The organism is Ideonella sp. P3_A4 (genome assembly GCF_056403075.1).
This window is the reverse complement of the sequence record NZ_JBFUGE010000163.1, coordinates 1-11,839: the sequence shown is the minus strand read 5'-3', so window position 1 is coordinate 11,839 and position 11,839 is coordinate 1. Positions and strand designations below refer to the sequence as shown.

The window sequence follows — 11,839 nt, the reverse complement described above, 5'->3', positions numbered from 1 at the left end:
AGCTCATACAGCGCTGCACGGCCGCGGTAGCCGGTGCCACGACAGGCCGGACAACCCACCGCCTTGTGCGGGCGGATGGCGCCGGCCAGGCGCCACGGTGCAGCGAGCGACTGCAGCGTCTCGACCGAGATCGCCGTGTCCGGCTGCTTGCAGCTGGGGCACAGCGTACGCGTCAGCCGCTGCGCCAGCACGCCGATCACCGTGGCGGTGATCAGGTAGGCCGGCACGCCCAGGTCGATCAGGCGGGTGATCGAAGCCGGCGCGTCGTTGGTGTGGACGGTCGAGAACACCAGGTGGCCGGTCAACGAAGCCTGGATCGCCATCTCGGCGGTTTCCAGGTCGCGGATTTCGCCGACCATGATGATGTCCGGGTCCTGCCGCATCAGCGCGCGCAGGCCGTCGGCAAAGCCGAGGTCGAGCGCGGGCTGCACCTGCGTCTGGTTGAATGCCGGCTCGACCATTTCGATCGGGTCTTCGACGGTGCAGACGTTGACCTCTTCGGTCGCCAATTTCTTCAGCGTCGAGTACAGCGTGGTCGTCTTGCCCGAGCCGGTCGGGCCGGTCACGAGGATGATGCCGTGCGGGTGCTCGATCAGCTCGTTCCAGCGCCGCGCCTCATCAGGCGAGAAGCCGAGCGACTCGAACGGCTTGTCGACCGTGCCGGGGTCGAAGATCCGCATCACGACCTTCTCGCCGAAGGCGGTGGGCAGCGTCGACAGACGCATTTCGACTTCGCTGCCACCACCGGGCACGTTCTCGGGCCGGCGGGTCTTGATGCGGCCGTCCTGCGGACGACGGCGCTCGACCACGTCCATCCGGCCGAGCAGCTTGATGCGCGCAGTCATCGCCGCCATCACCGGCGCCGGCACCTGGTGCACCAGGTGCAGCACACCGTCGATGCGGAAACGGATCACGCCAGTGTCGCGGCGGGGCTCGAGGTGGATGTCACTCGCGCGCTGCTCGAAGGCGTATTGCCACAGCCAGTCGACGATCTGCACGACGCCCTGGTCGTTGGCGTCGAGCGCGTGGTCCTTGATCTTGCCCAGGTCGACCAGCTGCTCGAAGCTGACGGCCGAGGCCGCCAGTTCGCCGGTCTTCTTGGCCACRCGCACGTTGGCCGCCAGCGCGTAGAACTCGGTCGTGTAGCGCGACACATCGTCCGGCGTTGCCAGCACCAGCTTGATCGGGCGGYGGGTGTGGGCCTCGATGTCGGGCAGCCAGGCCACGTCGAACGGCTCGCAGGTCGCAACCGTGATCTCTTGCAGGCCGACGTTCAGCGGCAGCGCGCGCCGCGTTTCGGCGTAGGCCAGCGACATCACGTCGGCCACCTTGCTGGCGTCGACGCGCAGCGGATCGATACGCTGAAACGGCAGGCCGAAGCGCTTGGCCAGCCAGCGGGTCAGGATCTCGGTGTCGAGCGCGCTGCCGTCACGCACATCCTTCAGCCCCGCGCCGCCCAGGCGCAGCAGCGGGTGCAGGCTGGAGCCGGCCTGGCCGAAGCGCTTGGCCAGCACATCGGCCTCCAGCGGCGCCAGCAGGCCGTCGTCGCGCAGCCACTTCAGCAGCTGCCGCATGTCCAATCGGCCCTTCGGCGGCACCGCATGGCGGGGCGACGTGCCGGCGGGCGATTCAGTCGATGCGGTCATGTCGAGCTCGGTCTCAGGAGGTTTCAGCGGGCAAGGGCCTGACCATCCGCAGCCATTTGCGGGCCATCAGGCCATAGCGTTCTTCGATATTAGCGGCGCGCGCCGTCAAGGTCTCGCGATCGGGCACCTTTACATCGCGAGCGGCCACGATCACGGTGTTGCCTTCGCGCGTGGGGCGCAGGCTCCAGACCTGATCGCGCCCGAAGGCCGCAGCAATGCGGCCGGCGCTGCGCTCGAAGCTGGCGTCACGGCCGAACAGGTTGACAGTCATCAGGCCGCCGTCGGCGTCCAGCACGTCGCGGCAGTCGGCGTAGAACGCTTCGTCGTCGAGCACCGGCGCGGCGGCATCGTGGTCGTACAGGTCGACGTTCAGCACCTGGGCACAGCCGGCGTTCGATGCATCGGCGACCCAGCGTGCGGCGTCGTCTTCGACGACCGTCAAGCGTGCGTCGTCGTGCGGCAGCCGAAACCACAGCCGGTTCGCGCCGATCACCGTCGGGTTGATCTCGACCACCGTCGTCTTCATGCGCAACACCTTGTGGCAAAAACGCGTGATCGAACCGGCGCCCAGGCCCAGCTGCACGGCATGGCCCTTGGCGACTTCGGCCTCAGGCCGCCACAGCATCCACGCCATCATGCGCTGGATGTATTCAAGCTCCAGCGACTGCGGCTGCGACATGCGCATCGCCCCCTGCACCCACGGTGAATCGAGATGCAGATAGCGCACGCCGTCGTGTTCCGACATCGTGGCGCCGGCGAGGTCTTGGGTTCGGGTGGACATCGAGCGGGACTGTAAAAGAAAACGCCACCCGGGGCGCGGGTGGCGTCTGGCTTGCCGCCGTTCAGCGGCGAAGATCAGAAGTCGTAGCGAAGGCCGACCGACAACGAACGCACGCTGGCTTCGTCGTCGTTGTACTCGGCGCGGCTGAAGTCGGCATCGCCGACGACCTTCAGGTTCTTGTTGAACGAGTAGCCGAAGCCCAGGCCGACGTAGGCCTTGACGTTCGTTTCCGAGTCCRAAACGCTCGTGCCCAGCGCCGAGGCACGCAGCTTGGTTTCCATGTTGACGGCGCCAAGGCGAACGTTGCCGAACCAGTTCTCGCCGAACGGCACCTGATAGGCCAGGCCCAGCATCACGCCGCTGGCGCGAGCGGTCGACTTGACGCCCGCGAGGGATGCCTTGGCTTTGCCAAAGTCGATGTAGCCGAGCTCGCCGTACAGGTTGCTGGTCAGCTCGTAGCCGCCGACCAGCTTGAACGACGTCGTCGAGTTCTCGCACGAGTCCGTACCCGTGCAGTCGACCTCAATGTGACCTGCGCCGACGTTGCCGCTGACATAACCCGCCGCGTGGCCGGCAGTGGACAACAGGCAGCCCATCACGGCGGCCAACGCAAAAGCAATCTTTCTCATCACAACCATTCCTGAGTCATTGTTGAACAACCGCGAACCGCGGTTGCGGGCGGATTGTCTGGAGGCCGCCGTAGAGTCGGCTCACCAAAACGGCCTCAGGACGTAACGCCGTCGCTTGGTGGCGACGGCGTTCTCAGGAAGGTCGAAACAGTCGTTTCAAATCGATCTGGCGGCTTAGGCGGCTGCCTGCTTGGCCGGCGCGCGCCAACGCGCCATCAGCTCGCTCCACTTGGCGCGTGCCGCCTTAAGGTGGCGCTCCTTCACGTGGCCGTAGCCGCGGATSTCTTCCGGCAGCTTGGCGATCTCAACCGCCAGTGGCAACTTGTCATTCGACAGCCCAGCCAGCAACTCGTCGATCGAGGCGCGGTACTCGCCGATCAGTGCCCGCTCGGTACGGCGCTCTTCGGTGTAGCCGAAGATGTCGAACGCGGTGCCGCGCAGGCCCTTCATCTTGGCCAGCAGGCCGAAGGCCGAGCGCATCCACGGGCCGAACGGCTTCTTGATCAGCTCGCCCTGGTCGTTCTTCTTCGCGAACAGCGGCGGTGCCAAGTGATGCACCAGCTTGAAGTCGCCTTCGAACTGCGCGTTGACCTTGGCCAGGAAGCTGGCATCGGTGTGCAGGCGGGCGACTTCGTACTCGTCCTTGTAGGCCATCAGCTTGAACAGGTAGCGAGCCACTGCTTCGGACAAGCGCGTGCTCGTGCCGAGCTTGGCTTCAGCGGCACGCACCTTGTCGACAAAGGTCTTGTACTCGGCCGCGTAGGCTTCGTGCTGGTAGGCGGTCAGGAACTCGACGCGCTTGGTGATGGTTTCGTCCAGCGACGGGCGCTTGACGAACTGGATCACCGCCGCGGCCTTGAACAGCGCCTTGACCGAGGCCAGGTCATGCGCGCAGCGACGGCCCCACTCGAAGGCGTCCTTGTTCTTCTCGATCTGCACGCCGTTCAACTCCATCGCGCGCATCAGCGACTCATGGCTGAGGGGGATGCGGCCATGCTGCCAGGCAAAGCCCAGCATCAGCGGGTTGGTGTAGATCGAGTCGCCCAGCAGTTGCGTGGCGGCTTCTTCGGCGTCGAAGGTGGCGAAGTGATCCTTGCCCACCGCGGCCGAGATCGCCGTCTCGCACTGGCCGGCCGGGAAGGTCCACTCGGTGTCAGTGACGAAGCTGGCCGTCGGCGTCGAGTGGTTGTTCAGCGCGACGAAGGTGCGCTCGGGGTGCATCGCGCTCAGCGTCGTCTTGCTGGCGGCGACGATCGCATCGCAGCCGATGATCAGATCAGCCTTGGCGGTGTCGACCTTGGTCGTGTAGATCGCGCCCTGGTTCTCGGCGATCTGCACATGGCTCCAGGTGGCGCCGCCCTTTTGCGCCAGGCCCGCCGCGTCTTGCGTGACGATGCCCTTGCCTTCCAGGTGCGCGGCCATGCCGAGCAACTGGCCAATCGTGATGACGCCGGTGCCGCCGACGCCGGCGACGACGATGCCCCAGGCCGATTCACAGGCCGGCAGCGTCGGCTCGGGGATGCCGGGCAGGCTCGCCAGGTTCGGGCCGCTGCCCTTCTTCGGCTTTTTCAGCACGCCGCCTTCGACGGTGACGAAGCTGGGGCAGAAGCCCTTCACGCACGAGAAATCCTTGTTGCAGGAGTTCTGGTTGATCTGGCGCTTGCGGCCGAACTCGGTTTCCAGCGGTTCGACCGAGACGCAGTTGCTCTGCACCGAGCAGTCGCCGCAGCCTTCGCAGACCAGCTCGTTGATGACGACGCGCTTCTCGACGTCGGCCATCGTGCCGCGCTTGCGGCGGCGGCGCTTCTCGGTCGCGCAGGTCTGGTCGTAGATGATCGCAGTCGTGCCCTTGAGCTCGCGGAATTCGCGCTGGATCTGGTCCAGCTCGTCGCGGTGGTGCACGGTGACGCCAGGGGCGAGTGCCACGCCGTCGTACTTGCCCGGCTCGTCGGTCACGATCACCAGCTTGGCCACACCTTCGCTGACCACGCTGTTCATGATCTGCAGCACCGAGTGGCCCTCGGGGCGCTCACCCACGCGCTGGCCACCGGTCATCGCGACCGCGTCGTTGTAGAGGATCTTGTAGGTGATGTTGACACCCGAGGCGATCGACTGGCGGATTGCCAGGATGCCGCTGTGGAAGTAGGTGCCGTCGCCCAGGTTCGAGAAGATGTGCTGCTCGTTGGTGAACGGCGCCTGGCCGACCCAGGGCACGCCCTCGCCGCCCATCTGGGTGAAGGTCTCGGTGCGGCGGCCCGGCATCCAGTTGACCATGTAGTGGCAGCCGATGCCGGCCACTGCGCGCGAGCCTTCGGGCACGCGGGTCGAGGTGTTGTGCGGGCAGCCCGAGCAGAACCACGGCGTGCGGTCGCCGGTCTTCACTTCGAGCGCTGCGAGTGCCTGTTCTTTCGCGGTGATGACGGCGATGCGCTCGTCCATGCGGGCGGCCACATCGGCCGGCACGCCCAGTTTTTTCAGGCGCTTGGCGATGGCCTTGGCGATGATGGCGGGCGTCAGGTCGGCCTTGGCGCGCAGCAGCCAGTTCTCGCTCGGGTTCGGCATCGACCATTCGCCGCCGGACAAGTCGCCTTCTTGCTCTTGGAACTTGCCGATCACGTTCGGGCGCACGTCCGAGCGCCAGCCGTACAGCTGTTCCTTGATCTGGTACTCGATGACCTGGCGCTTTTCCTCGACGACGAGGATCTCTTGCAGCCCGGTCGCGAAGTCGCGCGTGATGGTCGCTTCCAGCGGCCACACCACGTTGACCTTGTGAAGGCGGATGCCGAGCGCGCGGCAGGTGTCGTCGTCCAGGCCCAGGTCGCTCAGCGCCTGGCGCGCGTCGTTGAAAGCCTTGCCGCTGGCGATGATGCCGAAGCGGTCACGCGCCGATTCGATGACGTTGTAGTTCAGCTTGTTGGCTCGCACATAGGCCAATGCGGCGTACCACTTGTAGTCCATCATCCGCGCTTCCTGCTCCAGCGGCGGATCGGGCCAGCGGATGTGCAGGCCGCCCGGCGGCATCTGGAAGTCCTCCGGCATGATGATCTTCACGCGGTCCGGATCGACGCTGACGCTGGAACCCGACTCGACGACCTCCTGGATCGTCTTCATGCCGCTCCACAGGCCCGAGAAACGGCTCATCGCGAAGGCGTGCAGGCCCATGTCGAGGATGTCCTGCACGTTGCTCGGGAAGAAGGTCGGGAAGCCGCAGGCCTTGAAGACGTGGTCGCTCTGGTGCGGTGCGGTCGAGCTCTTCGACACATGGTCATCGCCGGYGATCGCGATCACGCCGCCGTGCTTGCTGGTTCCGGCCATGTTGGCGTGCTTGAACACGTCGATCGAGCGGTCGACGCCCGGGCCCTTGCCGTACCAGATGCCGAAGACACCGTCGTACTTGGCCTTCTCCTTGAACAGGTCGAGCTGTTGGGTGCCCCAGACCGCCGTGGCGCCGAGCTCCTCGTTGACCCCCGGCTGGAACACGACATGGTTGGCGGCCAGGTGCTTCTTGGCACCCCACAGCGCCTGGTCATAGGTGCCCAGCGGCGAGCCGCGGTAGCCGCTGATGAAGCCGGCGGTGTTCAGGCCGTTGCGGGCGTCGCGCGTGCGCTGCAGCATCGGCAAGCGCACCAGCGCCTGCACACCGCTCATGAAGGCGTGGCCGGTCGGCAGCGCGTATTTGTCGTCGAGCGTGACCGATTCCAGCGCTTTGCGGATCGAGTCGGACAGCGGGGCGTTCATGGCGTGCGTGCTCCTAAAGGGGCTGCGTGTGGCGTGGCAGGAGAGTGCGCGCGAAGGCGCGGTCGGGCTCGTGGCCCGCGCGCCTTGGCGAAGAGGGGTGAATGCGCAAAGTGTAGAAGCAAGCCTGAGACAGGTGCTTTCTTTTGATTGCCTCGGTACCATGGTTCGAGAAACAATCTTGCTCAAACTTCTTCTGAGGAGAACCAAGATTGCCGAAGTCCGCAAAATCAGGGAAAACCAGTAGTTCCGACGCCTCAGGCGCCGGGGTTCCCGTCTCGACCGCCGCCGGCGTCACGCTCGACCGCTACGACGTCGCGATCCTGGACGCGCTGCAACGCGACGCGCGCCAGTCGAACGCCGATCTCGCCGCCGCCATCGGCCTGTCGGCCGCCCCGACCTGGCGCCGCGTGCGCCGGCTGGAGGAACTGGGCGTGATCACCGGCTACCGCGCCGAGATCGACCGCCGCAAGATCGGCCTGGGCGTGCTGGCCTTCGTGCGCGTGGACACCGACCGCGACAACGCTGCGGCCACGCAGGCGCTGGAGGCGGCCATCAGGAAACTGCCCGAGGTCATCGCCTGCCACTACATCAGCGGCGCCGGCACCTTCGAGCTGCAGGTGCTGGTGACCGACCTCGACGCCTATTCACGCTGGACGATGGACACGCTGTTCAAGCTGCCTAACGTGAAAGACCTGCACACCAGTTTTTCGCTGGGCGAGGTGAAGGCGGGGGCGGCGTTGCCACTGGGCCACTTGCAACCACGCTAGGCGTCACATGTGCCGCCCACGTTGCATTACGCTTCGTTCCCATGGACCTGACCCCCGCCCGCCGCGAGATCACCACCGAGCGCCTGCTGCTGCAAGCGGGCGATGAGTCCTTGGCGGAGGCCGTGGCCGACTTCCACAGCCGCAACCGGCGCCACTTCGCGCCCTGGGACCCACCGACCATCGACAGCTTCTACACCCCCGCCGCGCAAGCCGAACGCATCCGGCTGGGGCTGAAGGCGTTCACCGAGGGCGCGGGCTTTCGCTACTGGTTGTCGCTGTCGACCGAGCCGGCACGCGTGATCGGCTCGGTGCACTTCAGCCAGGTTTCGCGCGGCGCCTTCCACAGCTGCGTGCTGGGTTATGCGCTGGACGAGTTCTGCCAAGGCCGTGGGTTGATGCACGAGGCCCTGTCGGCGGCGATCGACGAGATGTTCTCGCCGCAGGTCAACCTGCACCGCATCCAGGCCGCCTACCGGCCCGAGAACAAGCGCAGCGGCGCRGTGCTGGCCCGGCTGGGATTTCGTCCCGAAGGGCTGGCCAAGGACTACCTGTTCATCGCCGGCGCCTGGCGCGACCACCAGCTGACGGCGTTGACCAACCCCATGTTCAACGAACCGTCGGACTGGTAGGCACGCCGCGCGCTCAGTGCGCCGCGTGGCCAGGGCCCGCGTGTGTGCTGTGGTCTCGCCACACCCGCTGCGGCAGCGCTTTGTGGGCCAGCGCCTGCAACGTCGTCGCCGCGTGCTGGCGCCGCGCCATGGTGCTGGTGGCCGCCAGGTTCTCGGCGTCGTAGACCACTTCGCCGTTGAACACCGTGTGCATCACCGCGACCTGCATTAGCTGGTCGGCCGGCGTGTCGTACGGGTCATGGTCCAACACCACGAAGTCGGCCAGCTTGCCAACCTCGATCGTGCCGACCTTGGTGTCCAGGCGCAGCGCCTTGGCCGCATTGACGGTGTAGGCCGCGATCATGTCGGCCACCGGCACCACCTCTTCGGTGTGCAGCGTCTGGCCATAGTACGGTGAATCGGCGAACGGGCCGGTGCGGGTGACGGCGATCTGCGTCGACGACATCGGCGTGTTGGGCATCGGGTCGCCAGGCAGTGCGTCCACCGGCCAATCGCTGCCGCCCACCAGCGTCGCGCCTGCGGCTTTCAGGCTGCCGGCGGGGTACATGTAGCGGTGCGTCTCAGGCAGGATGTAGGGCTGCACCGCGTCGACCGAGTACTCGTCGGGCTGGGCCCAGAACAGCTGCATGTTGGCGTAGACGTTCAGCGCCTTGAAGCGCGCGAAATCGGCCGGGTCGACGATCTGCAGGTGCGCGATCTGGTGCCGGTTGTCGGTGGCGCCGTTGGCCTGTTTGGCCGCCTCCAGCGCGTCCAGCACCGCATGCGTGGTGAAGTCGCCGATCGAGTGGGTGTGGATCGTGAAGCCTTCCTTGTCGAGCCGCGCGACGTAGGCGTTCAGCACCGCCTGGTCGAAGTAGCGGCCGCCGAAATTCGCCGTCGGCTGGCCGTGATCGTCAAGGTAGGGTTTGATCATCGCTGCGGTCTGCGTCGGGTACTCGATCACGCCGTCGGAGAAGATCTTCACCGCGTCGGCCTGGATCAACGGGTGCGTCGCGTACTTCGCACGCAGGCCAATCAGACGCTGGTACTCGGCCTCGTTGTCGCCGATGTCAGACATCAGCGCCGCACGCACCCGCATCTTCAGCGTGCCGACGGCCTCCAGCGTCTCGTAGACCTGCAGCGCCGATTCACTGGTCCACGCGTCCTGCACCGAGGTGATGCCCTTGGAGCGGATGATGTCCAGCGCCTGTTGCGCCAACGCGAGACGCTCGTCCAGCGTCAGCGGCGGGATGATCGAATCGACCAGCCCTTGCGCGGCATCCTTCAGGAAGCCGGTGGGGTTGCCGTGCGCATCGCGCTCGATCTGGCCGCCGGGCGGGTCAGCGGTGACGGCGGTGATGCCGGCCAGCTGCAAGGCCTTGGTGTTGACCCACTCGGTGTGGCCGTCGATGCCATGCAGTGCCACCGGGCGCGTGGCGCTGATGCGGTCCAGGTCGGCTGCGGTGGCGACGAAGTTCGTCGGGTTGACGTTGGCGATCTCGATCCACTTGCCGGCGGGCACCGGCTGCGGCTCGTTGGGCAAGCAATCGCTCAGCGCGTAGGCGACGATCTCGTCGACGCCGAGCGCGACACCGTCGACGCTGCATTGCGCCAGCCGCTCGGCCCCGCTCGCGGGGTGGATGTGGCTGTCGATGAAGCCCGGCAGCAAAGTGCGGCCCTTGAGTTCAATGACCTGGGTGTCGTGACCGATGTAGTCGGAGACCTCGGCGTCGCTGCCGACCGCGACGATGCGTTCTCCGCGCACCGCCACGGCTGTCGCGGTGTGGCCCTGCACGTCCATCGTCCGCACGTTGCCCCCGCGCAGCACCATGGTCGCGGGCTCGGGGCGGTCGCTGCCCCAATCCAGGCAACCAGCCAGCCCGGCAGCGGCAGCCGCCACGGCCCACCAAGTGAGGGCAGATCGGGTCCATCGGGTCTTCTTGCGGGGCTGGGGTCGCTGCACGTTGTCTCCTGCGCGCTTGGGGAACAAAGGGGCGCTCATGGGCGCTTCCTACAATGGGTTGGACTCTGGCCGGCCACTGCGCCGGCGCCAACCCTGCAGATGCACGGGCGGGGAGACCCGCCCCTGTCAACTAAGCTGCCCAACCATGGACCTCGCCCGTTTCTCCGCGCTGGTGCTGGCTTGGCAACGGCTGGCGGTCGAGGTGCCGGCTGAAGGGTTTCGTGGCGCGGCCCTGGCTCTGTTGGAGCCGCACGTGCCGATAGACTCGGCCTGGTGGGGCATTGCCAACCCACAGGCCGCCCAGGTCTCGGTGATGCAGGGTTACCTGCACCAGCTGCCGCCCGCGTTCATCGAAGACTGGTGGGGCATTGCCGATGTGGACGCGCTGGCCCGCCGTTGCGCCGAGCAGCCCGGCGTTACCGTGCTGGACGATGGCGAGGGGCCGGCCAACCCGGCCGAGGCCGCGTTCGATGCCCGCTATGGCCTGCACTGCGCGTTGTCAACACTGCTGCCGGACGAGAGCACCGGCCTGTACAACTTCGTCTCGCTGTTCCGCGGCGAGACGCAGCCCGTATTTAGCGAAGACGAGCGCAAGCTGGTCGAGCTGCTGGTGCCGCACCTGGTGCAAGCCGAGCAGACGCACTGGCGGCTGGCGCTGCGGCGCCAGTTCTCAGCCGCCGGCGAGCACCAGGCCCAGGTCGACGAAGCGGGCTACCTGCAGCACGCGTCGCCCGACTTTTGCCATCTACTGTTGCGCGAATTCCCCGCTTGGCCTGGCGGGCCGCTGCCGCCGCCTTTGCAGCCGCTGTGGCGAGCCGGGCAAGGCCAATGGCAAGGTCAGTGGATCGAGGTCGGCATCGAGCCCCTGGCGGCCGGCGCCGACGGCAGCCGCATCACGCTGCGCTCACGCATCGGCCACGGCTTGACGCGGCGCGAAGAGTCGATCGCCCGGGCCTACGCCGCCGGCGATTCGTACAAGGAAATCGCGCGTCAGCTGGGCCTGTCGCCCGCCACCGTGCGCGGCTACCTGCGCGACTGCTACCTGAAGCTGGGCGTGTCGAACAAGGCCGCGCTGGGCGGTGTGTTCCAGCGTGGTGCGGGCAAACGCTGACGTGGCACTGGCTCAGCGCGCGGATGGCAAGGTACCCGTCACACCCTGCACCAACCAATCCATCTGCGCGATCTGTGCCTCGCTCATCGAAGCGCCGGCGGCCTGGCGCTCGCGGCCGGTGTTGTCGACCAACCGGCCGGCAAAGGGCTGGAACTGGCCCGCGCGTAATTGCGTCTCGACTTGCACGGCGGCCTCGCGTGCGGCCGGGCTGAGTTGCGGGCTCAAGGCGGCCAAGCGCACCATCGCGTCCTTGATGCCTCCCATGTAGGCCTGCGACTGCCAGCGCCCATCGAGCAGGGCCTTGGCAACGCGGATGTAGTACGGCCCCCAATGCTGCGTCACGGCGGCCAGCTGCGCATTCGGCGCCACCTCGCGCATGTCGCTCTGGTAGGCCAGCAGCTTGACCTTCTTCTCTTCGGCCGCCTGCGCCACCGCGGACGACGCGGTGTGATTGGTCAGCACATCGGCGCCCTGCCCGATCAGCGCCACCGCGGCGTCGCGTTCGCGTGCCGGGTCGAACCAGGTGTTGAGCCAGACCACCTTGACCTCGGCCTTCGGATTCACCGAGCGCATGCCGAGCGTGAAGGCATTGATGC

At 66.8% G+C, this 11,839-nt stretch carries 9 protein-coding genes; 3 read left to right on the top strand and 6 right to left on the bottom strand.

Going from position 1 to position 11,839, the window contains the following annotated elements; all coding sequences use genetic code 11:
- The 4 genes from AC1DYI_RS15790 to AC1DYI_RS15775 form a co-directional block, all read right to left on the bottom strand.
- Positions 1 to 1,646 (bottom strand): GspE/PulE family protein (locus tag AC1DYI_RS15790; protein ID WP_477205080.1); only part of this gene is annotated, 1,646 nt, incomplete at its 3' end.
- A gap of 13 nt (positions 1,647 to 1,659) precedes the next feature.
- Positions 1,660 to 2,427 (bottom strand): class I SAM-dependent methyltransferase, encoded by a 768-nt coding sequence (locus AC1DYI_RS15785; RefSeq protein ID WP_477205079.1) that lies wholly within the window; start codon positions 2,425 to 2,427, stop codon positions 1,660 to 1,662.
- A gap of 74 nt (positions 2,428 to 2,501) precedes the next feature.
- Positions 2,502 to 3,056, bottom strand: coding sequence for an outer membrane beta-barrel protein (locus tag AC1DYI_RS15780; RefSeq protein WP_477205078.1), 555 nt, complete (start codon positions 3,054 to 3,056; stop codon positions 2,502 to 2,504).
- A 174-nt stretch (positions 3,057 to 3,230) separates the two neighbouring features.
- Positions 3,231 to 6,794, bottom strand: a complete 3,564-nt coding sequence (locus AC1DYI_RS15775; protein WP_477205077.1) for an indolepyruvate ferredoxin oxidoreductase family protein — start codon at positions 6,792 to 6,794, stop codon at positions 3,231 to 3,233.
- Positions 6,795 to 7,003: 209 nt separating this feature from the next.
- Here AC1DYI_RS15775 and AC1DYI_RS15770 point away from each other — a divergent pair, with 209 nt between their 5' ends.
- The gene (locus AC1DYI_RS15770; protein WP_477205076.1) at positions 7,004 to 7,561 is read left to right on the top strand and encodes an Lrp/AsnC family transcriptional regulator; all 558 of its coding nucleotides are present in this window, start codon (positions 7,004 to 7,006) and stop codon (positions 7,559 to 7,561) included.
- A gap of 41 nt (positions 7,562 to 7,602) precedes the next feature.
- A complete protein-coding gene (locus tag AC1DYI_RS15765) occupies positions 7,603 to 8,190 on the top strand; it encodes a GNAT family N-acetyltransferase (RefSeq protein ID WP_477205075.1) in 588 nt (195 codons plus the stop codon).
- A gap of 13 nt (positions 8,191 to 8,203) precedes the next feature.
- Here the strand turns inward: AC1DYI_RS15765 and AC1DYI_RS15760 are convergent, their stop codons facing one another.
- Complete coding sequence (locus AC1DYI_RS15760) at positions 8,204 to 10,171, bottom strand: amidohydrolase (protein ID WP_477205074.1); 1,968 nt, start codon at positions 10,169 to 10,171, stop codon at positions 8,204 to 8,206.
- Positions 10,172 to 10,277: 106 nt separating this feature from the next.
- On the opposite strand from AC1DYI_RS15760, the gene AC1DYI_RS15755 reads away from it, so the two are divergent.
- Positions 10,278 to 11,243 (top strand): helix-turn-helix transcriptional regulator, encoded by a 966-nt coding sequence (locus tag AC1DYI_RS15755; protein ID WP_477205073.1) that lies wholly within the window; start codon positions 10,278 to 10,280, stop codon positions 11,241 to 11,243.
- A 12-nt stretch (positions 11,244 to 11,255) separates the two neighbouring features.
- On the opposite strand, the gene AC1DYI_RS15750 is transcribed toward AC1DYI_RS15755, so the two are convergent.
- A partial coding sequence (locus AC1DYI_RS15750) for a BMP family ABC transporter substrate-binding protein (RefSeq protein ID WP_477205072.1) occupies positions 11,256 to 11,839 on the bottom strand: 584 nt, incomplete at its 5' end.